Annotated in this window: 24 protein-coding genes and 2 tRNA genes; 14 read left to right on the top strand and 12 right to left on the bottom strand. The window is 71.1% G+C overall.

The genetic code is table 11. The features are described from left to right. Nucleotides 1-19: 19 nt before the first annotated feature. Entirely contained in the window at nt 20-568 is a 549-nt protein-coding gene (locus tag GR130_RS00065; protein ID WP_043265208.1) for a helix-turn-helix domain-containing protein, read from the bottom strand. 129 nt (nt 569-697) lie between these two features. On the opposite strand from GR130_RS00065, the gene GR130_RS00070 reads away from it, so the two are divergent. Then, nucleotides 698-770: transfer RNA gene (locus GR130_RS00070), tRNA-Ala, on the top strand. Nucleotides 771-1103: 333 nt separating this feature from the next. Here GR130_RS00070 and GR130_RS00075 read toward each other — a convergent pair. Beyond that, entirely contained in the window at nt 1104-2468 is a 1365-nt protein-coding gene (locus GR130_RS00075; RefSeq protein WP_159502816.1) for an MFS transporter, read from the bottom strand. A gap of 92 nt (nt 2469-2560) precedes the next feature. On the opposite strand from GR130_RS00075, the gene GR130_RS00080 reads away from it, so the two are divergent. Further along, nucleotides 2561-3481, top strand: a complete 921-nt coding sequence (locus GR130_RS00080; RefSeq protein WP_159502817.1) for a LysR family transcriptional regulator — start codon at nt 2561-2563, stop codon at nt 3479-3481. Between the two features lie 58 nt (nt 3482-3539). Here the strand turns inward: GR130_RS00080 and GR130_RS00085 are convergent, their stop codons facing one another. After that, nucleotides 3540-4259, bottom strand: a complete 720-nt coding sequence (locus GR130_RS00085; RefSeq protein ID WP_159502818.1) for a DUF5324 family protein — start codon at nt 4257-4259, stop codon at nt 3540-3542. A gap of 293 nt (nt 4260-4552) precedes the next feature. Here GR130_RS00085 and GR130_RS00090 point away from each other — a divergent pair, with 293 nt between their 5' ends. Together GR130_RS00090 and GR130_RS00095 are read left to right on the top strand one after the other, a co-directional pair. Then, complete coding sequence (locus tag GR130_RS00090) at nt 4553-5080, top strand: peptidylprolyl isomerase (protein WP_159502819.1); 528 nt, start codon at nt 4553-4555, stop codon at nt 5078-5080. Between the two features lie 110 nt (nt 5081-5190). Beyond that, the gene (locus GR130_RS00095; RefSeq protein ID WP_159502820.1) at nt 5191-6099 is read left to right on the top strand and encodes a rhomboid family intramembrane serine protease; all 909 of its coding nucleotides are present in this window, start codon (nt 5191-5193) and stop codon (nt 6097-6099) included. A 244-nt stretch (nt 6100-6343) separates the two neighbouring features. Here GR130_RS00095 and crgA read toward each other — a convergent pair whose 3' ends face one another. Further along, on the bottom strand, nt 6344-6598 hold the full coding sequence (crgA, locus tag GR130_RS00100; RefSeq protein ID WP_043265204.1) for a cell division protein CrgA: 255 nt from the start codon (nt 6596-6598) through the stop codon (nt 6344-6346). A gap of 178 nt (nt 6599-6776) precedes the next feature. On the opposite strand from crgA, the gene GR130_RS00105 reads away from it, so the two are divergent. From GR130_RS00105 to GR130_RS00125, 6 genes are all read left to right on the top strand, one after another. Beyond that, the gene (locus GR130_RS00105; RefSeq protein ID WP_159502821.1) at nt 6777-7550 is read left to right on the top strand and encodes a DUF881 domain-containing protein; all 774 of its coding nucleotides are present in this window, start codon (nt 6777-6779) and stop codon (nt 7548-7550) included. A gap of 34 nt (nt 7551-7584) precedes the next feature. After that, nucleotides 7585-8277, top strand: a complete 693-nt coding sequence (locus GR130_RS00110) for a class E sortase (RefSeq protein ID WP_159502822.1) — start codon at nt 7585-7587, stop codon at nt 8275-8277. Between the two features lie 81 nt (nt 8278-8358). Continuing rightward, nucleotides 8359-8535, top strand: coding sequence for a hypothetical protein (locus GR130_RS39585; RefSeq protein ID WP_201304759.1), 177 nt, complete (start codon nt 8359-8361; stop codon nt 8533-8535). Continuing rightward, nucleotides 8532-9188, top strand: a complete 657-nt coding sequence (locus GR130_RS00115) for an aminodeoxychorismate/anthranilate synthase component II (protein WP_159502823.1) — start codon at nt 8532-8534, stop codon at nt 9186-9188. Before GR130_RS39585 ends, GR130_RS00115 begins: the two co-directional genes overlap by 4 nt. Next, nucleotides 9185-10735, top strand: coding sequence for a class E sortase (locus GR130_RS00120; RefSeq protein ID WP_159502824.1), 1551 nt, complete (start codon nt 9185-9187; stop codon nt 10733-10735). Before GR130_RS00115 ends, GR130_RS00120 begins: the two co-directional genes overlap by 4 nt. A gap of 26 nt (nt 10736-10761) precedes the next feature. Continuing rightward, nucleotides 10762-11511, top strand: a complete 750-nt coding sequence (locus tag GR130_RS00125; RefSeq protein ID WP_201304760.1) for a class E sortase — start codon at nt 10762-10764, stop codon at nt 11509-11511. An 88-nt stretch (nt 11512-11599) separates the two neighbouring features. Here the strand turns inward: GR130_RS00125 and pknB are convergent, their stop codons facing one another. The 6 genes from pknB to GR130_RS00155 form a co-directional block, all read right to left on the bottom strand. Beyond that, nucleotides 11600-13594 (bottom strand): Stk1 family PASTA domain-containing Ser/Thr kinase, encoded by a 1995-nt coding sequence (gene pknB / locus GR130_RS00130; protein ID WP_159502825.1) that lies wholly within the window; start codon nt 13592-13594, stop codon nt 11600-11602. Nucleotides 13595-13740: 146 nt separating this feature from the next. Then, nucleotides 13741-15210: a peptidoglycan D,D-transpeptidase FtsI family protein gene (locus tag GR130_RS00135; RefSeq protein WP_159502826.1), complete on the bottom strand. Its 1470-nt coding sequence runs from the start codon at nt 15208-15210 to the stop codon at nt 13741-13743. Then, nucleotides 15207-16589, bottom strand: a complete 1383-nt coding sequence (locus GR130_RS00140; protein WP_159502827.1) for an FtsW/RodA/SpoVE family cell cycle protein — start codon at nt 16587-16589, stop codon at nt 15207-15209. The genes GR130_RS00135 and GR130_RS00140 overlap by 4 nt, the downstream gene beginning before the upstream one ends. Before the next feature lie 22 nt (nt 16590-16611). Then, on the bottom strand, nt 16612-18144 hold the full coding sequence (locus tag GR130_RS00145; protein ID WP_159509560.1) for a PP2C family protein-serine/threonine phosphatase: 1533 nt from the start codon (nt 18142-18144) through the stop codon (nt 16612-16614). A 132-nt stretch (nt 18145-18276) separates the two neighbouring features. Next, entirely contained in the window at nt 18277-18795 is a 519-nt protein-coding gene (locus tag GR130_RS00150; protein WP_159502828.1) for an FHA domain-containing protein FhaB/FipA, read from the bottom strand. Nucleotides 18796-18805: 10 nt separating this feature from the next. Beyond that, nucleotides 18806-19624, bottom strand: a complete 819-nt coding sequence (locus GR130_RS00155) for an FhaA domain-containing protein (RefSeq protein ID WP_159502829.1) — start codon at nt 19622-19624, stop codon at nt 18806-18808. A 464-nt stretch (nt 19625-20088) separates the two neighbouring features. Here GR130_RS00155 and GR130_RS00160 point away from each other — a divergent pair. Beyond that, nucleotides 20089-20172 (top strand) — tRNA-Leu (locus GR130_RS00160). A gap of 679 nt (nt 20173-20851) precedes the next feature. Here the strand turns inward: GR130_RS00160 and GR130_RS00165 are convergent. Beyond that, entirely contained in the window at nt 20852-21502 is a 651-nt protein-coding gene (locus GR130_RS00165; RefSeq protein WP_159502830.1) for an FMN-dependent NADH-azoreductase, read from the bottom strand. Nucleotides 21503-21628: 126 nt separating this feature from the next. On the opposite strand from GR130_RS00165, the gene GR130_RS00170 reads away from it, so the two are divergent. After that, nucleotides 21629-21991: a winged helix-turn-helix transcriptional regulator gene (locus GR130_RS00170; RefSeq protein WP_159502831.1), complete on the top strand. Its 363-nt coding sequence runs from the start codon at nt 21629-21631 to the stop codon at nt 21989-21991. Nucleotides 21992-22019: 28 nt separating this feature from the next. On the opposite strand, the gene GR130_RS00175 is transcribed toward GR130_RS00170, so the two are convergent. Beyond that, entirely contained in the window at nt 22020-22454 is a 435-nt protein-coding gene (locus tag GR130_RS00175) for a MarR family winged helix-turn-helix transcriptional regulator (RefSeq protein WP_159502832.1), read from the bottom strand. 173 nt (nt 22455-22627) lie between these two features. On the opposite strand from GR130_RS00175, the gene GR130_RS00180 reads away from it, so the two are divergent. After that, on the top strand, nt 22628-23899 hold the full coding sequence (locus GR130_RS00180; protein WP_159502833.1) for an ABC transporter permease: 1272 nt from the start codon (nt 22628-22630) through the stop codon (nt 23897-23899). A gap of 319 nt (nt 23900-24218) precedes the next feature. After that, a complete protein-coding gene (locus GR130_RS00185; RefSeq protein ID WP_159502834.1) occupies nt 24219-25715 on the top strand; it encodes a DUF2252 domain-containing protein in 1497 nt (498 codons plus the stop codon). The last annotated feature ends 51 nt before the right edge of the window (nt 25716-25766 follow it).

Here is a 25766-nt window from a genome sequence, read left to right on the forward strand (position 1 = left end):
GCTGGCCAACGCTCCCCGGCTAACTCTGGTGCGCCTCGTAGTGGGCGACCGCGTCCGCGGTGCGGCCGGCACCGTAGACCCTGAGGAACTCTGCCAGTTCGGGGTGCGTGGGGGCGAGGGTGGTCGCCGCCTCGATGATGTCCCCGGCGTCGGAGACCGACCGCAGCAGCGACTGGATCTCGCGGACCACCCGGCGCACCGTGGTGGCTCCCGTGGAGGACGTGGTCTGCGCGGTGTTGTTCAGCACCGAGCCGCCCGCCGTCTTCTTGATCTCCTCCATCCGGTCGGTGGCCTCCGCGGCGCTGACGCTGCCGTCCGCGACCTGCCCGGCCAGCTCCTGGAGCGCCTGGACCCGCTGGACCACGGCCGGGTTGCCTATCTTGGCGCGCTGCCCGCTCATCAGCTGGGACAGCATCGGGGCGGACAGGCCGAGCACCGAGGCCAGCCGGGCCTGGTTGAGCCCGAGGTCGTCGATCAGCCGGCGGAACAGCGCGCCCAGAGGTTCCCCGTACCAACTGCGCTGGAGCTCCCGGGCCCGCGCGGTGGCTTCCTGCTGTGCTGCGTCCATGCCGTCTCCCCTGTCTCCCCGATCGCGCTTCGCTGCCGCGAATCTCGCGAAGCATCCTACGGAGAGCCACGGTGTGCGGCGATACCCGGTCGGGAAAGCACGCCCACACCGGGTACCCTGTTCCGCGAAGGGGCCTTAGCTCAGTTGGTAGAGCGCTGTCTTTGCATGGCAGATGTCAGGGGTTCGACTCCCCTAGGCTCCACTCCATCAGACCTCTCTGACCTGCGGAAACGCGGTTGGGGGGGTCTTTTTGTCCCGGTTTTCCGTGCTGACGTGCCAGCACGGCGGCGCTGACGAAGAGCCTTGCGGCCCCCTGTTCACGGGGTGCGAGGCGGCTCTTGTTCCCCCGGTGGGTCCCCTGGATCCCGTGCAGCACGTCCGAGTGCGCCCGTAGCCGCTGGGCGGTGGTGTACGTCATGCCGTCCCCGAGCGCCTGCGTGTTCAGTGCGGCGGCCCGCGGCCCGCGGCCCGCGGCCCGCGGCCCGCGGCCCGCGGCCCGCGGCCCGCGGGCCGGTGCGGCGGGCGGCGTTCGCCGTCACCGTCGGGCGGTGGAGCCCGCGCGGAAGACCAGCAGCACCGCGGCCGATCCGATGACGACGAGCACGCCGCCCGCGCCCGGCAGGCCGCCCAGGACCGCGACGCCGAGCGCCGAGCCCGCCTGCCGGATGCCGTTGAGGGCGCCCTGGCCGGTCGCGGCCAGCTCGGCCGGCGCGGCGACGGCCATCTCCGCGGCGGCGCCGGGGATGGAGAGGGTGCCCGCGGCGGCGAGGGCGAGCTCGGCCGCGACGATCACGGCGAGCGGGGCGTGCCCGCCGCCGGCGAGGAGCAGCAGCGCCCCCGCCAGCGCGGTGGCCGACATCCCGGTCAGCAGTACCGGACGGGCCCCGTGCCGGGCCACCAGCCGGCCGGTGAAGAAGGGCATCACGCACACCGGGAAGGTGAGCGGCAGCGACGCCAGGCCGGCCGCCAACGGGGAGAGCCCGTAGGCGTGCTGGAGCCGGACGGCGAGCAGGTACATCGCGCCGAAGTAGGCGAAGCAGGACACCGCGGCGGCCAGCATCGCGGCCCGCACCCGGGGCAGGGCCAGCAGTGCGGGCGGCAGTACGGGAGCGGCGGCGCGGCGTTCCACGGCGGTCAGCGCGGCGCCGGCGAGCAGCGCAGCGGCGATCGGCCCCCAGGCGTACGGCGCGGCCCAGCCCGCGATGCCGGCCTCGACCAGGCCGAAGGTGAGCGCGGCGAGTGCGGCGGTGGACAGCAGCAGCCCGGAGCGGTCCAGGGCGGTGCCCGCGGACCGGGCGGCCGGCGCCGGGAGCCGGCGGGCGAGCAGCAGGGCGGCGAGCGCGAGCGGCGGGTTGACGAGGAACACCAGCCGCCAGCCGCCGAGTTCGATCAGCCCGCCGCCCAGTACGGGCCCGGCGGCGGCGCCCAGGCCGCTCAGTGCGGCCCAGGCCCCGATGGCGCGGGTGCGCCGGGCGGGGTCCGGGTTGAGGGCGATCAGCAGCGCGAGCGAGGCGGGGACCAGCCCGGCGCCGGCGGCTCCCAGCAGGGCCCGTCCGGCGATCAGCGACCCCGCGTCGGGCGCCGCGGCGCACAGTACGGACAGCACGGCGAAGGCGCTGAGGGCGGTGACGTAGACCCGCCGTGCGCCCCACCGGTCGGCGAACACGCCTGCCGCGAGGAGCAGTCCGGCGAAGACCACGGTGTACGCGTCGACGGTCCAGGGGAGTGCGGCGGCGGCCGGGTGGAGGGAGTGCTGGAGGTCGGGGACGGCGACGTTGAGGATGGAGGTGTCCAGGAGGACGAGCAGGTTTCCGGCGGCGATCCCGGCGAAGGCGAGCCGGGACCGTACGGGCGCCGGCGGTGCGGCGGCGGCGCAGCGCGCCATGGCATCGGTGGTCATGGCGGAACGGTGGCCCGGCGGGCCGGGGTTCGGCGACGCCGCACTCTCGATGGCCCCATCGGAATGTCCGATGGCGGTGGCATGCTGGTGGGGTGGACTCCCGATATCTGCGTGCCTTCGTCGCCGTCGCCGATCACGGCGGAATATCCGCCGCCGCCCAGGAGTTGGGCTATGCGCAGTCGAGTGTGAGCGCACAGCTCAAGCGCCTGGAGGCGGAGCTGGGCGCGGCCGTGCTGGTCCGCGCCGGCACGGGTGCGACGCTCACCGACGCCGGGCGCCGGATGCTGCCGCACGCCCGTGAGGCGCTGGAGCTGGAGGAGCGGATGCGCCGGGCCGCGCTCGGCGACCGGCCCCGGCTGCGCATCGGCGCCCAGGAGTCGCTGGCGCACGCCTGGATGCCGGAGGTGCTGGCGGCGCTGGAGTACGGCGCCGGCGGCCCCGGTACGGACGTCGAGGTCGAGCTGACGGTCGGCAGCCGCAGCCTGGTGGAACGGGCCTTCGGCGCGGGCGAGTTGGACGTGACGTTCCAGTACGACAACGGGCGGCGGTCGGTCGGTCCGCACGTGGTCGTGGGCCATGACCGCACGATGCTGGTGGCGTCCTGCGGCCATCCCCTGGCCGGGAGCGCGCAGGTGACGCCGGATCAGCTGCTGGCGTACGACTTCCTGGTCGCCGAGCCGGGCTGCACCTCCGAGATGCTGGTGGACCGCTTCGGGCGCGACCTGCTCGCCGGGGCGCACCTCGCGATGATCACCGGCTCGCTGTCCGCGCTGCTGCGGCTGACCGGGCACGGCCGCGGTGTCTCGCTGCTGCCGGAGCTGGCGGTGGCGCGGGAGCTGGAGACGGGGGAGCTGGTCGCGCTGCGGCTGACCGAACCGCTCCGCCCGGTCAGCATCGTCGCCCAGTGGCGCCCCCGCCTCGGCCTCGCCGAGCGCCCGCTGCACGCCCTCCTCGACGTGGCCCGGCGCGCCGATCCGCTGCCGGCGGCCGAGCACCGGGCCGAGGCGTCCTGAGCGGCCGCACGCCATGGGCCGCGCCCCCGTGGGGGAGCGCGGCCCATGGCGGTGCGGATCAGGCCGTGGAGCCGCCGCCCCGTTCGTCGTCGTCGGCCTCGGCCTGCTTGGCCTGGACCTCGGGGTCGAGCGGGGCGCCCTCGCTGCCGTCGACGGCGCTCAGATGGCCGCGCTCGCCGACCTCGGTGGGGGCCGGCGGCTCGACCAGCCAGTCCGGGTTGGCCTGCTTGTCCCACCACTTCCAGGCGGCGACCGCGCCGGCCACCACGATCCCCAGCAGCGCCAGCCGCTTGGCCGCCTTGCCGCAGGCCGCCCGCCGGTGCTGCTTCTTGTGGAGCTTCTCGATCTCCGCGGCGGTCACCTGGCCGCGGAGCGCGGCGAGCGCGGCGGTGCCGCGGGCGAGCGCCTCCTCGCGCACCGGCTCGGCCGCCGCGCGGGCGCTGTCCACGGCGTTCTCCAGCCGCGGGGCGGCGTAGTCGGCCGCCTGGCGGGCCGCCTTGCGGGTGCGGCAGGCGGCCCGGGTCGCCGCCTCGTCCACCTTGGGAGGCAGCGCGCCGCGGGCGTGCTCGATACGCGGGGACAGATGGGCGTCGTACTGGGAGCGGGCCTGGTGCGCCGCCTCGACCACCACGGGGGCCAGCCGCGTACGGGCCTCGTGTGCGTACTGGACAGCGGCGTCCTTGGCCGTACCGGCATAGGGAGCCACCACCTCCGCTGCGTGCCGCACGCTGTCCTTGGCGGTGCCGGTCGCGGCGCGCACGCTGTCCTTGCGGGTCACGGGGATCCTCCTCCTCGGCGGTGTGTCCGGGTAGCGGGGGCTGCTGCCCCGTTGCTGCTCTGTCGCCTGTCCACCCGATTGACGAGCATGCCCGCTCGGGCGTCGTACGGCATGTGTGAGCGGGCATCCGGGTCATCGGGGACCTTCCGGAGCCTTGTGACGACCATGCCACGCTGCGCCGCATCCCGCGCGAGAAATGAGTACGAACGCCGTCAAGAGGTGGCGGCCGGGCGCTCGGCGGGCGCTTCGTGCGAGGATCAGGGACCGTCAGTGAAGACTATGGAAGGTAGATCGTGGCTGAGCAGCTCTACGCCACCCTGAAGACGAACCAGGGCGACATCGAGATTCGGCTCCTGCCGAACCATGCACCCAAGACGGTCAAGAACTTCGTCGAACTCGCCAACGGCGAGCGGGAGTGGACCCACCCGGCGACCGGTAAGAAGTCCACCGACCGCCTCTACGACGGCACCGTCTTCCACCGGGTCATCAGCGGCTTCATGCTGCAGGGCGGTGACCCGCTGGGCAACGGCACCGGCGGCCCCGGTTACGAGTTCGCCGACGAGTTCCACCCCGACCTGGCGTTCAACAAGCCGTACCTGCTCGCCATGGCCAACGCCGGTCCGGGCACCAACGGCTCGCAGTTCTTCATCACCGTCGCGCCGACCGCGTGGCTGACCGGCAAGCACACCATCTTCGGCGAGGTCACCAACGACGCCAGCAAGAAGGTCGTGGACGCCATCGCCGGGACGCAGACCAACCCGCGCACCGACCGTCCGGTGAAGGACGTCGTCATCGAGTCGGTGGTCGTCGAGACCCGCTGAGGCGCGTCTTGTGCCCCGGCGACGTCCGGGGGAACCATTACGCCCCGTCCGGTCGTACACCGGGCGGGGCGGTGTGTTCACGCGCTCAGGCGAGAAAAGGACAAGGGGACATGGACCAGGTGCCAGGCAGCCCGCAGGAGCCGCAGGACGCGCACGGCCGCGACGGCCTGTCCGGCTGCTACCGCCATCCCGACCGGACGACCGGCGTCCGCTGCACCCGCTGCGACCGGCCGATCTGCCCGGAGTGCATGGTCAGTGCCTCGGTCGGCTTCCAGTGCCCGGACTGCGTACGCAACGGCGGCGGCACCGGCCACGCGCCGGGTGCGAGCGCGCCGCGCACGATAGCGGGCGGCACGGTCACCGCCGACCCGCGGCTGGTCACCAAGATCCTGCTGGGCGTCAACGCCGCCGTCTTCGTCGCGGTCCTGGCGGCCGGCAGCGGCCTGGTCGACCGGCTGGACATGCTCGGACTGGCCGTCGACCCGAGCCACTACCAGCTCGTCGGCGTCGCCCACGGCGAGTGGTACCGCCTGCTGACCGCGGTCTTCCTGCACCAGCAGATCCCGCACATCGCCTTCAACATGCTCTCGCTGTGGTGGCTGGGCCCGCCCCTGGAGGCGGCGCTCGGCAGGCTCCGCTACCTCACCCTCTACCTGCTCGCCGGCCTCGGCGGCAGCGCCCTGACGTATCTCCTCGCCGCGCAGAACCAGCCCTCGCTGGGGGCGTCCGGCGCGATCTTCGGGCTGCTGGGCGCGACGGCGGTGCTGATGCGCCGGCTGCGCTACGACATGAAGCCGGTGCTGATCCTGCTCGGCCTCAACCTGGCCTTCACGTTCCTGTGGCCGAACATCGCCTGGCAGGCGCATGTCGGCGGGCTGGTCGTGGGCGCCGCGGTGGCGTTCGGGATGGTGCACGCGCCGCGCGACCGCCGGACGCTGGTGCACGCCGGGACGTGTGTGCTGGCGCTGCTCGCGATCGTCGCGGTGGTGTGGGTACGGACCCTTCAGCTGGTGGGCTGAGGGCTCTACCCACACCACCGCGCCACGTTGTCCACAGTGCGTGGCGGATCTTGTGCATGCTGTGCGGAAGATCCTCCCGGGCCCCGCCGGTCTGCGTTTCCCCAGGAAGGACAGGGGGAGACGCGGTCCGCGGACGGCTACCGCCGGTCACACCGGCGTCAACCTCCCGAAGGTTATCCACAGATCTTCTGAAGTTTTCCCCGGCTGTGGATAACTGTGTGGATGGCCTTGGGCAGGGCTTGCGCTACTTCCACTGCGTGGAGATGCCGAAGCCCACCGCGATGAAGCCGAAGCCGCAGACGATGTTCCAGTTGCCCATCGCCTTGATCGGCAGATCGCCCTCGGACACGTAGAACAGCACGATCCACGCCAGGCCGATCAGGAACATCGCCAGCATCAGCGGCGCGACCCAGCCACGGCCTGAGTTCATCTTCAGGGCGGTGGTCTTCGCCGGCGGCGGCGTGAAGTCGTCCTTCTTGCGGATCCGTGACTTCGGCACGAGGAACTCTCCTGTCGATGTGCTGCTCCCCCGCTCTCCACGGCGAGCGGGCGGTGCCCCCATCCGTGCGGGGGCGGTACGGAACGGGAGCCAGGGTACGGACACGATGGGAACGGATTTCCTTCCCGGGCGTCCGTTAGCGTAGTGCTTCCGCGGCGTCGTAAGGAGTAAGGGTACGTTGAGCAATTCCGCTGACTCCCCCGGGCGTCCGGCCCGCCCGCGGCTGCGGCCCGTCCGACTCCTCACCCTCGTCGTCTTCGCGCTCGCCGGGTTGCTGTTCTGGCTGAGCTTCGACACCGCCCGCGGCACCAACCTCCGCTCCGACGACTCGATGCTGCGGCTGTCCGACCTCATCCAGGAACGCAGCCACAAGAACGGGGCCCAGGACGGCCGCAACGCCGCCCTGCGCGCGGAGGTCGACGCGCTGGCCCGGCGCGAGACCAGCAGCGCCTCCACGGCCGAGCAGACCAGGCTCAAGGAACTGGAGAAGGCCGCCGGCCTGGATCCGCTGTCCGGCCCGGGCCTGACCGTCACGCTCATGGACGCCCCGCCGAACGCCACCGCCAAGATTCCCGGCATCCCCGAGCCGCAGCCCAACGACCTGGTCATCCACCAGCAGGACCTCCAGGCCGTGGTGAACGCCCTGTGGCACGGCGGCGCCAAGGGCATCAGGGTCATGGACCAGCGGCTGATCTCCACCAGCGCCGTCCGCTGCGTCGGCAACACCCTGATCCTCCAGGGCCGCGTCTACTCACCGCCCTACAAGATCACCGCCGTCGGCGACCGCGACGCCCTCAACCGGGCGCTGACCGCGTCCCCCGCCATCCAGAACTACCTGCAGTACGTCAACGCCTACGGCCTCGGCTGGAAAGTCGACCAGCACGAGGCGGTGACTCTTCCCGGCTACTCCGGCACAGTGGATCTCCACTACGCACAGCCTGTGAAGCCGTAGCCCGCACCCCGCGGGGCGGGGAGGGGCGGTCCGGATGACGGTGCGGTGGATCGTGCGGGCGGTCAGCGAAATCTGCGTCACCGCCGGCACGCTGATCGTCCTCTTCGTCGTCTACCTCCTCTTCTGGACCGGCGTACGCGCCGACAGCGCGATGGCCGGTGAGATCGGCAGGCTCCAGGACCAGTGGTCGGCCGGCTCGGTCACCGCCCCCGCCGGCCGGCCCGCCACTCCGACCACCGCCGGGCCCCGCCCCTACGAGCCCGGAAAGTCCTTCGCCGTCATGTACATCCCGCGGCTCGGGGCGGACTGGGCCAAACCCGTCCTGCAAGGCACCACCGTCGGCGTCCTCCAGCGCGGCCTCGGCCACTACGACCGCACCGCCCGGCTCGGCGAGATCGGCAACTTCGCCGTCGCCGGCCACCGCCGCACCTACGGCGATCCCTTCAAGGACTTCCCCGAACTCCGCCCCGGAGACGCCGTAGTCCTCACCGACGGCACGACCTGGTTCACCTACCGCATCGACAACCGTCCCTATACGACGCTGCCCGGCGACATCGGCGTGATCGACCCCGTACCGCAGAAGTCCGGCTACCGGGGGCCCGGACGCTATCTGACCCTGACCACCTGCGAGCCGGAGTGGGGCCACAGCCACCGGCTGATCGCCTGGGCCCACCTGGATTCCACCCAACCCGTCGAGCAGGGAAGGCCGTCGGCTTTGACCGGCTGACCCACCTGCCCACAGCCTCTCCCCTTACTCTGGTGTCCAATCGACATCGTCATCGGGCATCGGCAAGGGGACAGCGACAGCATGTACGGCTGGATCTGGCGGCAGCTGCCGGGCAACACATGGGTGAAGGCGCTGATTTCCCTGGTGCTCGTGCTGGCGGTCGTCTTCGTGCTCTTCCAGTGGGTCTTTCCGTGGGCGGAGCCGCTGCTCCCCTTCAATGACGTCACTGTCGACCAAGGGATGGCAGCCAACCGATGACCGCACGCATTCTCGTCGTCGACAACTACGACAGCTTCGTCTTCAACCTCGTCCAGTACCTCTACCAGCTCGGCGCCGAATGCGAGGTGCTGCGCAACGACGAGGTCGCCCCGCGCCACGCTCAGGACGGCTTCGACGGCGTCCTGCTCTCCCCTGGTCCGGGCACGCCCGAGCAGGCCGGGGTCTGCGTCGACATGGTCCGGCACTGCGCGGACACCGGCGTCCCGGTGTTCGGCGTGTGCCTGGGCCTGCAGTCGATGGCCGTCGCCTACGGCGGTGTGGTGGACCGGGCGCCCGAGCTGCTGCACGGCAAGACCTCGCCCGTCCTGCACGAGGGCGCCGGGGTCTTCGCCGGACTGCCGTCGCCCTTCACCGCGACCCGCTACCACTCCCTGGCCGTCGAGCCGGACACCGTCCCCGACGCGCTGGCGGTCACCGCCTGGACGGAGGCCGAGGACGCCCCCGGCGGCCGGATCATCATGGGCCTGCGGCACCGCGAACTCCCGGTAGAGGGCGTGCAGTTCCACCCCGAGTCGGTGCTGACGGAGTGGGGACACAGGATGCTCGCCAACTGGCTGGTGGAGTGCGGCGACGAGGGAGCGGTGGGGCGTTCGGCGGGGCTGGCCCCGGTGGTCGGCAAGGCCGGCGCGTGACCGCCCTGCGCCCCGAGCGTGACGGCAGATCCTCCGACCCGTACGAGTCCTCCGACCCGTACGAGCCGGAGCGGCCGTACTCGGCGCAGGATCCTTACGGGCCGGGAGCCCCCGACGGGCACCCCGACGCGTTCGAGGCGGCGGTACGGCGGCTCAGCGACCCGCTGAACGACCCCCTGCCGGGCGGGGCGACGGCATCGCTGCCGGGCCCGTACGAACCGGAGGAGCGGGCACCGCGGACCGAAGAGGGGCCGGGCTCCCCCTGGTTCCGGCCGCACCACGAGCCGCCCGCCCAGAACCGGCCTCCGGCCCAGCCCCAGTCCCGGCCAGCGGCCCGGCACCGGAAACCCGCCCCCGAGGACACCCCACCCACCCCGCCCGCCCCGCGCCGTCCGCAGTCCTACGGCCCCGAGCGCGACGACTACGGGCAGGTCAACGGCGGCCTGGGCAGCGGAGGTTACGCCGCGCGGACCGAGCCGATACCTCCGCCGTTCACGGTCGCCGAGGCCCTGACGGCGCCGCTCCCCGCGATCCCGCCGCTGGTCCCGAAACCCGCCGCGCCCGCCGCTCCCGGACCGCAGCGGGACGAGGAGACCATGGCCCTGCGCCAGGCGGAGGGCGACCGGGACGCCGTTTCACGTGAAACCGGCACCGCCGCGGTGGTTTCACGTGAAACCGGGACCGACCCGGCGCCGGAAGGCCGCGCGGCCCGCCGCAAGGCCGCTCAGCAGGCCACCCGGCGGGGTGGCCGCCACGGCCGCCATGGAGCCGCGGCAGCCGAGGCCACCGCTGCCGCCACCGTGACGGCCGCCGAATCGCCCAAGGCCCCCATGACCCGGGTCGAGGCCCGCCGCGCCCAGCGCGCCGCCAAGGACAGCCCCAGCCTGATCGCCAGCCGCGCACTGGGCGAAGTGTTCATCACCCTCGGCGTGCTGATGCTGCTCTTCGTCACCTACCAGCTGTGGTGGACGAACGTGCGGGCCGACGCGGAGGCGGGCGGCGCCGCCAACACCCTCCAGCAGCAGTGGGACAAGGGCGGCGGCGAGAAGAAGAACCTCGCGGTCGGTGAGCGCTTCGGGATCATGTACATCCCCAAGCTCGACGTGAAGGCTCCGATCGCCGAGGGCATCGACAAGACCACGGTGCTGGACCACGGCATGATCGGCCACTACGACGCCAGCAGCGGGACCAAGACGGCGATGCCGTGGGACCCGAAGGGCAACTTCGCGGTCGCGGCCCACCGCAACACCCACGGTGAGCCGTTTCGGTACATCAACCGGCTCACCAAGGGCGACAAAATCGTCGTGGAGACGCAGAGCGCGTACTACACGTACGAGATGGAGAGCGTCCTCCCTCAGACGTCGCCCAGCAACACCAGCGTGATCGGTCCGGTACCGCCGGGTTCGGGATTCACCGGTCCGGGTCGCTACATCACCTTGACCACCTGCACACCGGAGTTCACCAGTACCTTTCGGTTGATCGTCTGGGGCAAGATGGTCGACGAGCGACCGCGGAGCAAGGGCAAACCGGAAGCGCTCGCCGGCTGAGCGAAACTAAAGAAGGGTGCGCCGCGGTGACTGCCAGCGGAATCGACCAGGACAGCGACCGGTCCGCGCGGTCACCGAACCCGCGCCGGCGGTGGGCGGCCGTCGCCTCCGTCGTCAGCGTCATCGGTGAGCTGCTGATCACGGCCGGTGTGATCCTGGGGCTGTTCGTCGCCTACTCGCTGTGGTGGACCAACGTCCTCGCCGACCGCGAGTCGCACAAGCAGAGCGACCAGGTCCGCAAGCACTGGGCGGCGCCGCCGCCCGCCGGCCCCAAGGGACCGGGGGAGCTGGACACCAAGGACGGTATCGGCTTCCTGCACGTACCGGCGATGGACAACGGCGAGGTGCTGGTCAAGAAGGGCACCGACACCGACGTCCTCAACGAAGGCGTCGCCGGCTACTACACCAAGCCGGTCAAGTCGGCGCTGCCGCAGGACACGAAGGGCAACTTCGCCCTCGCCGCGCACCGCGACGGCCACGGCGCCAAGTTCCACAACATCGACAAGCTCAAGGACGGCGATCCGATCGTCTTCGAGACGAAGGACACCTGGTACGTCTACAAGGTCTTCGCGACGCTGCCGCAGACCTCGAAGTACAACGTGACCGTCCTCGACAAGATCCCCGCGGAGTCCGGCAAGCACACGGCGGGCCGCTACATCACCCTCACGACCTGCACTCCCGTCTACACCTCGGACTACCGCTACATCGTCTGGGGCGAGCTGGTACGCACCCAGAAGGTCGACGCGGACCGCACACCCCCCGAGGAACTCCGCTAGGACCCGCACACCCGGCCCCCACACGACGGAGCCCCGGCCGCCCTCCATGGGGCTGCCGGGGCTCCGTCGTACGACGCGGTGCGGGCCGCTAGTTGTTCTTGCCTCCGAAGTCCCCGCCGATGAACCCTCCGCCGTTGCCGTTGCCGTTGCCGCCGACGGTGGTCAGCGTCACGGTGGTCGACGCGGGGTCCGCGGGGGGCCCGGGCTGCGGGTCCTGCGACATGACCATGGCCTTGTCGTCCTGCGAACTACCGCCGGCGAACTGGATGTTGTTGAAGCCGGCCTGCTGCAGCGTCTTCTTCGCGTCCTTCACCTTCTGGCCGACCACGTTCGGCACCGGCGTCTGCGCCGCTGCCTTGCCGACCGTCAGCGTGACCGTGGAGTTCGGCGCCGCCTGGGTGTTGCCGTCCGGGCTCTCGCCGACGACCTTGCCGTTCTGCGACGGGTCGGTCACATTCCGGTCCGGCCCCCGCTGGACCGTGAAGCCCTGGTCCTGCAGCTGCTTGGTCGCGGCATTGACGTCCTGCCCCTTGACGTCCGGGACGGTCACCTTCGGGGTCGCCTGCGCGATGGTCAGCGTGATCTGGGTGTCCTTGGGCGCCTCGGTCTGGGCCGTGGGGTCCTGGTCCGTGACGGTGCCCGGCTTGGCGTCGGAGACCTTCTGCTGCTGCTGGACGTTGGTGAAGCCCTTGCCGGCCAGGATCGTCTTGGCCTTGTCGAAGGTGTAGCCCGTCACATCCGGGACGGCGACCTTCACCGTGCCCGAGCACATCGTGACGGTGACCGTGCCGTCCTTGTCGATGTTCGAGTCGGCCGCCGGGTCCTGCTCGGTGACCTGGCCCTTCTTGGCGTTGTCGCAGGCCTTGCTGCCGCCCTTGACGACGTTGAAGGAGCCGTTGTGACCGAATGCCGTGGCCTCCGCCAGCGTCTTGCCGACGAGGTTCGGCACCGGGACCTTGGAGCCCTTGTTGCCGCCGCTGAACATCGCCTTGCCGATGAAGATCGCACCGACCAGGACGAGGACGGCCGCCAGGACCAGCAGGATCGTCGAGACGTTGCTCTTCTTCCGGCCGCCGCCCCGGCGCCGGTCGGTGCGGTCGTCGTAGCCGTAGCCCCCGTCGTCCGCGCTTATCGGCGGCATCATCGACGTCTTCGGGCCGCCCGGGTCCTGCGGGCGCAGCATCGTCGTGGGCTGGTCCTGGTCGTAGCCGACCGCACCCAGCGCCGCGGTCGCCGCGACCGGCTGGCCGTCCAGCGCCGCCTCGATGTCGGCGCGCATCTCGTCGGCCGACTGGTAGCGGTAGTCCGGGTCCTTGACCAGCGCCTTGAGGACGATGGCGTCCATCTCGGGCGAGATCTCGGGATCGAAGTTGCTGGGCTTCTGCGGCTCCTCCCGGACGTGCTGGTACGCCACCGCGACCGGCGAGTCGCCGACGAACGGCGGGCGCACGGTCAGCAGCTCGTAGAGCAGGCAGCCGGTGGAGTACAGGTCCGAGCGGGCGTCGACCTGCTCGCCCTTGGCCTGCTCCGGCGAGAGGTACTGCGCGGTGCCGATCACCGCCGCGGTCTGCGTCATGGTCATCCCGGCGTCGCCCATGGCGCGGGCGATACCGAAGTCCATGACCTTGACCTGGCCGGTGCGGGTCAGCATGACGTTGGCGGGCTTGATGTCGCGGTGCACGATGCCGGCCCGGTGCGAGTACTCCAGCGCCTGCAGGACACCGGTCGTCATCTCCAGCGACCGCTCGGGCAGCAGTTTCCGCCCGGAGTGCAGCAGCTCACGCAGCGTCGAACCGTCGACGTACTCCATGACGATGTACGGGATCGACACCCCGTCGACGTAGTCCTCGCCGGTGTCGTAGACCGCGACGATCGACGGATGGTTCAGCGAGGCGGCCGACTGGGCCTCACGGCGGAACCGGGCCTGGAAGGACGGGTCGCGGGCGAGGTCCACCCGCAGTGTCTTCACCGCTACGGTGCGGCCGAGGCGGGTGTCATGCGCGAGGTAGACCTCGGCCATGCCACCACGGCCGAGCACCGAGCCCAGCTCGTACCGGCCGCCGAGGCGACGCGGCTCTTCCATAAGCTTCTCCAGCCCTCTCCGTCAGTCCCGACCGCACCGGTGTGTGGTCCGGCGGTGTGCTGTCCGGGCATACCGTACCCGGCACGCCGTATCGGACCGGGCCGGAGCCGCAACCTGATACGTGACCGGTATGGGCATGACCCGCGTCACTTCTCGCCCGAGATGACCGCCTCCATCACGCCTTTCGCGATCGGAGCGGCCAGCTTGCCACCGGCGATGTCGTCCCGGAGCGTGTCCGATCCCTCAATGACGACGGCGACCGCTACCGGGGTTCCCTTGGCGGTCTTCGCGTAGGAGATGAACCAGGCGTACGGGTTGTCCTTGTTGTTCTCGCCGTGCTGCGCGGTGCCCGTCTTCCCGCCGACAGTAACGCCGGGGATCTTCGCGTTGGTTCCCGTGCCCTCCTTGACCACGGTCTCCATCATGCTCTGGATCTTCTGCGCGTTCTCCGGCTTGAGCGGCCGGCTCATCTCCTGCGGCGTGTGCTGCTGGACGACGTTGAGGTTCGGCGCGACCAGCTGGTCGACCATGTACGGCTTCATCAGCTTGCCGCCGTTGGCGACCGCCGAGGCGACCATGGCCATCTGCAGCGGGGTGGCGCGGTTCGACGCCTGGCCGATGCCGGCCATCGCGTTCTGCGGCCGGTTGTCCTTGGGGAAGATGCTCTCGGCGGCGCGGACCGGGGTGTCGATCATGTCGTTGTTGAAGCCGAACTTCTCCGCCTCGGCCTTCATCTTCTTGTTGCCGAGATCCCCACTGATCTTGCCGAAGACGGTGTTGCAGGACCACTGCAGCGCCACCCGCATGCTGGCGTTCTCGCAGGGGATGTCGCCCTCGTTCTTCAGCTGCACGCCGGCGGTGTCGGGGAGCGTGTACGGCACCGGGGAGTCGGTCTTGGCGTCGACGTCGGTGTAGAGGCCGTTCTCCAGGGCCGCCGAGGCGGTGACGATCTTGAAGGTGGAGCCGGGCGGGTAGGTCTGGCGCAGCGCCCGGTTGAGCATCGGCTCGTCCGGGTCGTTCTTCTTCTGCAGCGCGTTGTACGCCGCGGCGTCCTTGTTGCTCATCCCCGCGAACGTGGACGGGTCGTAGGACGGGGTGCTGGCCAGCGCCAGGATCGCACCGGTCTCCGGGTTGAGCGCGACGACCGCGCCCTTGCTGTTGCCGAGACCGTCGAAGGCGGCCTTCTGGGCCTTGGCGTCCAGGGTGGTCACCACGTTGCCGCCCTTCTGCTTGCCGCCGGTGAACATGTCCACGGTGCGGCTGAAGAAGAGCCGGTCGTCGGTGCCGGTGAGGATGGCGTCGTTGAGCTTCTCCAACTGGTTGGAGTCGAACGCCTGCGAGGCGTAGCCGGTGACCGGCGCCCACATTTTGCCGTCTTTGTACGTGCGCTTGTACTTGAAGTCGCCGACGTCGGTGGTCGCCGACCCGGTGATGGCCTTGCCGTCCACGATGATGTTGCCGCGCGGCGTGCTGTAGCGCTCGATGGCGACCCGGCGGTTGTGCGGGTCGTTCTTGAGCTGGTCGCTCTGCACGAACTGCACCCAGTTCACGCGGATCAGCAGGGCGAGGACGAGCAGGCCGCAGAAGATCGCGACCCGGCGCAGGGGCTTGTTCACGGGCGGACCACCTGGGTCATTTCGGCGTCGGTCGACGGTGCGGGAGTGGGAGCGGGACGGCGCGCGGTGTCGCTGATGCGGATCAGGATCCCCACCAGCGCCCAGTTCGCGATGACGGACGAGCCGCCCTGGGCCAGGAACGGCATGGTCATGCCCGTCAGCGGGATCAGGCCCGTCACACCGCCGGCCACCACGAAGACCTGCAGGGCGAAGGCGCCGGTCAGACCGACGGCCAGCAGCTTGCCGAACGGATCGCGGGCGGCCAGCGCCGTACGGATACCGCGCTCGATCAGCAGACCGTACAGCAGCAGGATGCCCATCAGCCCGGCGAGGCCGACCTCCTCGCCCACGGTGGCCAGGATGTAGTCGCTCTTCGGCGCGATGCCCTGGATCAGCCGGGAGTAGCCCTGCCCCAGACCGGAGCCCAGGAGGCCGCCGGACCCGAAGGAGTACATCGCCTGCGCGGTCTCGGTCACCCCGCCGTTGACCAGCTCCAGCGGGTTCAGCCAGTTGTGGACCCGGGTCTGCAGATGCGACTCGAAGCCGGCCACCGCGACCGCGCCGCCCGCGCTGAGCAGCAGACCGAACACGATCCAGCTGGTGCGCTCGGTGGCGACGTACAGCATCACCACGAACAGGCCGAAGAACAGCAGGGACGTGCCGAGGTCCGTCTCGAAGACCAGGATCATCAGGCTCAGCGCCCAGACCACCAGGATCGGGCCGAGGTCCCGGCCGCGCGGCAGGTAGAGCCCCAGGAAACGGCGGCTGGCCAGCGCCAGCGCGTCCCGCTTCACCATCAGGTACCCGGCGAAGAAGATCGCGATGACGATCTTCGCGAACTCGCCCGGCTGCAGCGATCCGAGCCCCGGAATCGTGATCCAGATCTTCGCACCGTTCACACCGGGGAAGAACACCGGCGCGATCAGCAGCACCAGCGCGACCACCATCGAGATGGAGGTGTAGCGCTGCAGGACGCGGTGGTCCTTGAGGAGGATCAGCATGCCGATGAACAGCGCGACACCGAGCGCCGACCACAGCAGCTGGTTCGGCGCCATCGCCTTGCCGAGCGAAGGCTCCTGGTCAAGGCGCCAGATGAAGACCAGACCCATGCCGTTGAGCAGCGTCGCCACGGGCAGCATCAACGGGTCGGCGTACGGTGCCCACTTGCGCACGATGACATGCGTCACACCCGCCAGCAGCCCCAGGCCCACGGTGTAACCCAGCGCACCGGCCGGCACCGAACCGTCCTTCGCCAGGCCCACGTTGACATACGCGAACACCGCGATCAGCACCGCGAAGACCAACAGCGCCATTTCGGTGTTGCGCCGGCTCGGCGCCACGAACGTGCCGATGGTGGTCGTGGTGGTGATGCTGCTCATGAATCTACGGCCCCCTACGCCCTCACTGGGTGCTGCAATTCTTTTCCAGCTTCTGCTGCTCCTCTGAGGGCGTCTGGCTGGGCGTGGGGGTGGGGGTGGTGGTCGCCGAGAGCGTCCCGGCCAGGCCGCTGCCCGTGCCGGCCTTGCCCGTCTTGTCGCCGGCCGTGGGCTTGCCGCCGGGCTTGGCGGGCTGCGTCGCCTTGCCCTTGGCTGCGGCCGCGGCGCGCTCGGCGGCCTCCCGCTGCTGCATGGACTGGCAGGCACTGGCCTGCTTGCCGAGCTCGGTGACCTTGTCGCTGGCCTGGCCGCGGTTGTCGACCGCGATCGTCTCCTTGACCTGGTTCCGCTGGTAGACCGGCAGGTACTTGAGTTCGATCTCGGGGTGGTCCTCGTCGACGGAGTTCAGCTTGATCCAGGCCAGGTCCTGGCTGATGCCCCGGTAGAGCGCGACGTGGTCGTCCTTGGCGCCGACGAAGTACTGGGTCTGCGTCCACTGGTAGCCCGCGTAGAGCCCGCCGCCGATCACGGCCAGCGCGAGCGCGGTGAACAGCGACGCCTTGATCCACCGCCCGCGCCGCCGCGGCTTGAGGAAGTCCTCGTCGGTGAACGCGCCGAACGAACCCTGCGGCATCCCGCCGACCTCCGGGCCACCGCTTCCGGGCGGCCCGAAGGCACCCCCGGGAGCCGGCGGAGCGTCCCGGCGGCCCAGCTCGGCGGCGCGGGCGGCCGGCGTCTGGAGCGTGCTGGGGTCGTTGAGCTGGTGCTGGTTCTCGGCGACGGCGCCCACGATCACCGGGGTGTCGTTGAGCTGGCCGGCCATCGCCTCGTTGCCGTCCACGTCCAGGACGTCGGCGACGATGCAGGTGATGTTGTCGGGCCCGCCGCCGCGCAGCGCGAGCTGGATCAGCTCCTGCACGGTCTCGTGCGGCCCGTGATAGCTCGCCAGGGTCTCTTCGAGGGTCTGGTGGCTGACCACCCCGGACAGCCCGTCCGAGCAGATCAGATACCGGTCCCCGGCCCGCACCTCGCGGATCGACAGGTCCGGCTCGACGTGGTCGCCACTGCCCAGCGCCCGCATCAGCAGCGACCGCTGCGGGTGGGTGGTGGCCTCCTCCTCGGTGATGCGGCCCTCGTCGACCAGCCGCTGCACCCAGGTGTGGTCCTGGGTGATCTGCGTCAGCACCCCGTCGCGCAGCAGATAGGCGCGCGAGTCGCCGACGTGGACGAGACCGAGCCGCTGACCCGTCCACAGCAGGGCGGTCAGCGTCGTCCCCATGCCCTCCAGCTGGGGATCCTCCTCGACCATCACCCGCAGCTGGTCGTTGGCGCGCTGCACGGCGGTGCCCAGGGACGTGAGGATGTCCGAGCCCGGGACGTCGTCGTCGAGCTGGACGAGGGTGGAGATCACCTCCGACGAGGCGACCTCACCGGCGGCCTGGCCGCCCATGCCGTCGGCGATGGCGAGCAGACGGGGCCCGGCATAACCGGAGTCTTCGTTCCCCTCGCGGATCATGCCCTTGTGCGATCCGGCGGCGAAGCGCAGCGACAGACTCATGCGCACCTCACCCGTCGGCTCGGGGTACAGCCGGTCTCGTCGAGCCACACTGCCCACCCTCCGGTCGGGAGCACGCCCGGGTCCGCCGAGTGGACCGTCACGGCTCGCTCGCTCCGCTCGCTCATTGTCGTACTACTTCCGCAGCTCGATGACGGTCTTGCCGATGCGGATCGGGGCTCCCAGCGGAATGGGTGTCGCGGTCGTCAGTCGGGTCCGGTCAAGGTACGTGCCGTTGGTGGAACCCAGATCCTCGACGATCCACTGGCCGTCACGGTCCGGGTAGATCCTGGCATGCCTGCTGGACGCGTAGTCGTCGTCCAGCACGATCGTGGAGTCGTGCGCCCGCCCCAGGGAGATCGTCTGCCCCTGGAGGGCGACGGTCGTACCGGCCAACGTGCCTTCGGAGACCACCAGTTTGGTGGGGGCACCGCGCCGCTGGCGGTTGCCGCCGCGACCGCCTTCCTGGCGCCGCTGCTGCGGCGGCGCGGACTGGCGCTGGGTGCGCGGCTCCCCGCCGCGACGCGCGGCACCGCGTTGTGTGACGCGCGTGCCGAACAGGTCGCTGCGGATGACCTGGACGGCCACGATGACGAACAGCCACAGTACGGCGAGGAAACCCAACCGCATGACCGTGAGGGTCAGCTCTGACATTGGCCCCGCTTCACCCTTCGGCTTGCCGGTAAACGATGGTGGTACTGCCCACGACGATCCGCGAGCCGTCGCGGAGACTAGCGCGGGTGGTGTGCTGCCCGTCCACCACGATGCCGTTGGTGGATCCCAGATCCTGGATCGTGGGGGGCGTTCCGACCCGGATCTCGCAGTGACGCCGGGAGACACCCGGGTCGTCGATCCGTACGTCGGCGTCGGTGCTGCGGCCGAGCACCAGGGTCGGGCGGGAGATCTGGTGGCGGGTGCCGTTGATCTCGATCCAGCGCCTGGTCTGCGCGGGGGGCTGCGGCCCCGCACCGGGCGGTGCCGTACGGGGTACGGGCGCCGCGCCGCCGGGGGGCGGGGACGTGGGCATGGGCGGCGGACTCACATGACCGCCGCGGGGCACCGCGGTGCGGGCGGCCGCCGCGGCCTGGCCCGGGTGGTCCTGGGACGTGCTGGAGGCGAGCGTGCGGCTGCGGACGCGGTAGAGGCCGGTGTCGAGGTCGTCGGCCTTCTCCAGATGGACCTTGATCGGGCCCATGAAGGTGTACCGCTGCTGCTTGGCGTAGTCGCGGACCATGCCGGAGAGCTCGTCACCGAGCTGCCCGCTGTACGGGCTCAGCCGCTCGTGGTCCGGGGTGCTCAGTTCGACGATGAAGTCGTTGGGGACGACCGTGCGGTCGCGGTTCCAGATGGTGGCGTTGTTGTCGCACTCGCGCTGCAGCGCGCCGGCGATCTCAACGGGCTGCACCTCGGACTTGAACACCTTGGCGAAGGTGCCGTTGACGAGACCTTCGAGTCGCTGCTCGAAGCGCTTCAGTACTCCCACGGGGCACCTCCTTCCTCAGTCTTCCTCAGGGTCGTCCTGATACTGCTTACTGATCGTATCCACGCGCCGGGAAATCGGCTGGTTCCCCTTTCCTGCCTGGAGGACGAGTGTCGCCCACCACAGGGTTGCCCGGTGCCCGTCGTCGTCCCCGCCGGCCTCCTCGTCGTTCCGTGTCGTCGCCTCGTGTGCACTGCGATCGTAGATGTGCCCCGTTAACAGTGTCCCGCAACCGCCGACCCGTCCCAGGGGGCGGGGGCCGAGTCCGGCCAGCGCCGGGGATCCTCCCGGCGAACGTACGAGGACGCCGCGGAGTGCCGCCCGGTCCCCGCAGGCCGGGGACCGGGGGAAAGGCGTGTGAAGGCGCCCCCGACAGCGTGCTAGTGTTCTGCATGTCGGAAGGCGCTCACACAAGACCCGGACGGAACAACCCGGATCGCGTGAGAGAATAAACCGACAGCACCCATGCGCGGGTGGCGGAATAGGCAGACGCGCTGGATTCAGGTTCCAGTGCCCGAAAGGGCGTGGGGGTTCAACTCCCCCCTCGCGCACAGATGAGACCCCCGGTCTTCGGAGAAATCCGGAGACCGGGGGTCTTTCGTCATGCCCGCGACCCGCCTCGCAGGGCGTGACGGGGGCAACTTGAGTCCTACGTCACATTCGTGCCGCCGCCCGGCTGTTCGCGCATCCCGGCGGCGGATTCCGTGGCCGCGGTCACCGTCGCACCGAACACGCGGCCCCGGGCGGTTTCGCGGGTGGAGCGGTGCCGGCGGCGGTGCTGCTGATGCCGGCGGTGGGGCGCGACGCGTGGGTGCCGGGGCGGCGGTCCTGGTGGCCGTCCGGGGGCCGGCCTACGGGGGTGTGCCGGCCGGTACGCGGACCTGGCTGACGGCGGCGGCGCCGGACGCCCGGAGGCCGCCGCCGCGCTGTTCGTGGCGGCGTTCAACGGGGCCGTCGGGCTTGGGCGCGCCGGGCGTGCCGGCCGGCGGGCGGGGCGTGGACAGATGGGGGACCGTCGATGCGCCGGGGCCGGGCGGCGCGCTCGCCGTCTGGGCACCGGCGGCGGTCGCTCTGGGGAGGGCACCGGGTGGGGAGGGCCGGGAGGGCTGAACGGGGCGCGGGCCCGGGGGTGTTGGGGCACGGGCGGCAGGCTCGTGACCGCGGCCCCCGGGGCGGGCGCGTCAGGGCCGGATGTGCGCGCGGTGTCCGGCCGGTCGGGGTGCCGTCCTGTCAGGCGGCGAGGCGCTCGACGAGGGCCTTGGCCTTGGTCGCCGCCTCCTCGTGGGCCTTCTCGCGGGAGGCCTCGTACAGCGGGATCAGCTCGGTCATCGCCGGGTTGGCGGGCGCCATCGTCAGCTCGGGCACGATGAAGTCGACCTCCAGGCCGAACCCGCCGTTCAGCACGGCCTCCAGGTAGTTCTGGACGTACTCGAAGGGCTCGCGCGGGGTACCCGGCGCGTACGAACCGCCGCGGCTGGCGACGACGGTGACCGGCTTGCCCTTGAGGGACGAGTTCTCACCGGCCGTACGGCCCATGATGATCGCCTGGTCGAGCCACGCCTTCAGGGTGGACGGGATCGTGAAGTTGTACATGGGCGCGCCTATGACGATCGCGTCGGCCCGCTCCAGCTCCTCGGCGAGCTGGGTGCGCAGCGCGAAGGCGGCCTGCTGCTCGGGGGTGTGGGTGGCGGGGTCGGAGAAGCCGGCGGAGGCGCCGACGCCGTCGAGGTGCGGAACCGGGTCGGCGCCCAGGTCGCGGTGGATGACGGTGCCGTCGGGGTGCTGCTCTTCCCAGGTCTTGCGGAAGGCCGCGGTCACCGAGCGGGAGGCGGAGCCGCCCTCGGGGAACACGGAGGAGTCGATGAGCAGAAGCGTGGCCATGGGGACCCGTCCTTCGGTACGCGGCCGGACGGTGCCCGGCCACTGGTTGAAATCCGTACGTCACTATTCATAGCACAGGAGCTTACTTTTTTTCAGCAGCCAACCCGAGGGCGGTACCCTGGGTGCATGGCGGACCACAGCGAGGCGACGTGCAGGAAGGTCGACGACGGCATGACGCGCGTCTTCGAGCTGTTCGGAAAGCGCTGGACGGGCCTCATCGTGGCGACCCTGATGCCCGGACCCGTGCACTTCGCGGACCTGCGCCGGGCCATCCCCGGGATCAGCGAGCGGATGCTGTCCGACCGCCTGATGGAGCTGGCGGCGACCGGTCTGGTCGTGCGCGAGGTCGACGCCGGGCCCCCGCTGCGGGTCTCCTACCGGCTCACCGAGGCCGGACGCGCGATGGAGTCCGCGCTCCAGGAACTGGGGCGCTGGGCGGAGACCTATCTGGCCGACGGCGGGCAGTGCCCGGAGCGGTTCCGCAAGTAGCCCCTCGGCCCCCCGAGGGCGTGCGGGTTCAGCCGAGCCGCTCCTGCGCGGCGTTGTAGCGCACCAGATACGACGCGAACCGGTCGAGATCGGCCTCGTCCCAGTCGGCGAGCCGCTCGTGGAACGCCTGGCGGCGACTGGCGGTGACGTTGGCCAGCACCTGGGCGCCTTCCGCTGTGGGATGCAACACCTGGACGCGCTGGTCGTCCGGGTCCACGCGGCGCTCGACGAACCCGAGCTTCTCCAGGGCGGCGATCTGCCGGCTGACCGTCGACTTGTCCAGGAGGTAGTGCGCCGCGAGGTCGGTGGCACGGCATCCGCCCTGGTCATCGAGGTGCGCCAGCAGCGTGTAGGAGACCAGGGACAGCTCGGGGTGCATCCGCGCGGCCGTCGCACGGGCACGCCGGGCGAAGGCGGTCATCTCCTGCTGGATGGTCTCGACGGAGTCGTCGCGGTGGGTCACGTGGTTGCCTTTCGCAGAAGTAGTTGTACAGTACAACGTGGATTGAGAGTTGTAATTGCCAACCTTATGAGTCGCGCATGCCACCTACTGGCCGCGCGCGGCCCGACCGCCCGGAGCCGCCGACCGGCGACAACTCCCCCGACGACCAGACGACCAGCGGAGAAGGCTTGCCCATGAGCGCGGTCCGACGCACCGACCACCGAAACGACCACCGAAGCGAACGGCGCGACGCCCAACGGGGCGAGCTGCGACACGTACTGACACACCTGATCACCCCGCTCCTGATGTGCATCGGGATGGGACTGGCCTACCTCGGCGCATTCGCCCACCCCTCACCGCACCACCTGCCCGTCGCGGTCGTCGGATCCGGCACCCACGCCCAGCTGCTCGCCCAGACCATCAACGACACGGCACACGGCGACCTGGAGGCACGCACCGTGCCCGACCGCGCCGCGGCCGTCGAGCAGCTGAAGCACCAGGAGATCTTCGGCGCGTACGTGATGGGCGGCACCGGCCCCGCCGCCGGCGGAGCCGCGGCATCGGGCACGGCGTCGGGGACCGCTCCGGGCACCACGGCCTCGGGGGCGGCGGCTCCCCGCGGCACCGCCGCCAAGCCCGCCCCCGAACTGCTCGTCGCCACCGCCGGATCCGACACCAGCGCCTCCGTCGTGCAGAAGATCTTCACCCCGCTCGCCGCCCGGCAGGGCGCCCCCCTGAAGGTCACCGACGTGGCGCCGACCACCAAGGACGACCCCACAGGACAGGGCATCTTCTTCCTGCTCGTCGCGATCAGCATCGGCTCGTACGCCTCCGTCGCCGTCATCGGCGGCGCCGGAGCCGCCCTCCCGATGCGGCTGCGGGCCGTGCTGGCCATCGGCACGTCCTTCGTGGTCAGCATCATCGGAGCGCTGTTCGCCGGCCCCGTCTTCCACCTCGTCGACCACGGCAGGTGGGGACTGTGGGGCATGGCCTGGCTGTACTCCGCGGGCATCCTGCTGATCGGCACCGGCCTGCACACCTTCCTCAAGCGCTGGACGACGCTCGGAGTCATGGCGCTGTTCGTGATGCTCAACTTCACCTCGTCCGGCGGGATCTTCCGCCCCGAGATGCAGAACGGGTTCTTCGCCGCCCTCCACTCCTTCTGGAACGGTGCCGGCTTCGTGGAAGGCACCCGCAGCCACGTCTACTTCGACGGCTACGGCCTCGCCGGCCACGTCTGGACGCTGGTCGGCTGGCTGCTCGTCGGCCTGCTCGTGGTCGCCGTCGCCGCACTCGCCGAACGGCGGCGGCGCGCGGCCGAAGCCGATGCCGTGGCCAACGCGACGGCAGTGGCGGCGGCCGCGATCGCCGCAACGGTGCCGGAGCGGGCACCGCGGCGGCCGGCGGCACGACAGGCGCAACGGGCGGACGCCGAAGAGGAGATGGAAGAAGCGGTGGGGGTGTAGGCCGGGACTCTGGGCGTGTGGGCCGTGGGTGTGCGGGTGTGCGGATATGCGGGCGTGGATGTGTGGGCCATGGACGTGCGGGCGTGGGGGCCGGACGTGGCCCCTTTCCACCCTGTCCCTCAACTCCGCACCTCCACCCGGCCGTTCCGGGCGAACGGAGAGTTATCCACAGGCCCTGCCGCCTTCGCACGAGTCTCGGTAACGTCGTGATCGGCGCACCGGAAACAGCCGGTGAGCCGGACGGATGTGGGGGCGCGGGTGTGTCGGGCATGCCGGACGCCGTGCGCAGGCAGCGTCGTGAAGGGGGAGGTGGCCCGCCGTGTCGCGTGTGCCATACGTACCGGGGTTCGCCAGGGCGGACAGGGAAACACCATCGGCCAAGGCCAGGGGCCGGTCGCTGCGGGAACGACTGCCGCGCGCCGAACAGGCCGCACTGCGCATCGCGGCCGACCGGCCCGACGCCGTGGCGGCGGTCGAAGAGTCCAACGCGGGGCGGCTGCCCGAACTGACACCCATCCGCGTCGGACGGATGGCCGCCAGCCCGTTCGCCTTCCTCCGCGGCTCGGCCGGGCTCATGGCGCAGGACCTGGCGGCAAGCCCCGTCACCGGCATAGGCGCCCAGATATGCGGAGATGCCCACGCCGCCAACTTCGGCCTCTACGGCGACGCCCGCGGCGACCTCGTCATCGACCTCAACGACTTCGACGAGACCGTCCACGGGCCGTGGGAATGGGACGCGAAGCGCCTCGCGACCTCGATAGTGCTGGCCGGCCGGGAGGCGGGCGCCGGCGAGGACGACTGCCACGCCGCGGCACGGGACGCGGCCGGCGCGTACCGGCGCACGATGCGGCTGCTCGCGAAGCTGCCGGTGACCGACGCGTGGAACGCCATCGCCGACGAGGAACTGGTGTCGCACACGGACGCCCGGGACCTGCTCGGGACCCTGGAGCGGGTCGCCGCCAAGGCCCGCAAGAACACCAGCGCACGGTTCGCGGCGAAGTCGACGGAGCAAGGACCGGACGGCGGCCGCCGCTTCGTGGACGCGCCGCCGGTACTGCGGCGGGTGCCGGACGCCGAGGCGGCGACGGTCGCCTCCGCGCTCGCCGGGTATCTGGAGACGCTTCCGGAGGACCGTCACCCGCTGCTCGCCAGGTACGCGGTACACGACGTGGCCTTCCGGGTGGTCGGCACGGGAAGCGTCGGACTGCGGTCGTACGTCGTGCTGCTGCTCGACCACCGAGGCGAGCCACTGGTGCTCCAGGTGAAGGAGGCACGCCCTTCGGTGCTGGCACCGTTCGTGACGAAGGCGGGCTTCCCGGCCCCGTCGGCCACACACGAGGGACGTCGGGTGGTGCTCGGGCAGCAACGGATGCAGGTGGTGAGCGACCTGCTGCTGGGGTGGGCGACGGTGCCGGACGACGGAGGGGAAGCGGACGGTCCGGGCATAGCGTCTTCGGACGCGGGTGACGCCGGCGTCGGGCCGGGTACCGGAGATACGGGCGCGCGGGACGGCCGGGGTCCGGGACGGCCGTTCCAGGTACGGCAGTTCAGGAACCGTAAGGGGAGCGTGGATCCGGCCCGGCTCTCCGCGGCGCAACTGGACGACTACGCCCGGATGACCGGAGCGCTGCTGGCCCGCGCCCACGCCCACAGCGCCGATCCGCGGGTGCTGGCCGGGTACTGCGGCAAGGGGGAGGAGCTGGACGAGGCGATAGCGCGCTTCGCGGTCGAGTACGCGGACCGGACGGAAGCGGACCATGCGGTACTGGTCGCGGCGGTGCGGAGCGGACGCATCGCGGCGGAGAGCGGCGTCTGAGGGGCGGAGGGGCTCGAAGGGCGGACGGGAGCGCGGGGAAGGGGGCACGGG

The organism is Streptomyces sp. GS7 (genome assembly GCF_009834125.1).
In the GTDB taxonomy this organism is placed as follows: Bacteria; Actinomycetota; Actinomycetes; order Streptomycetales; family Streptomycetaceae; genus Streptomyces.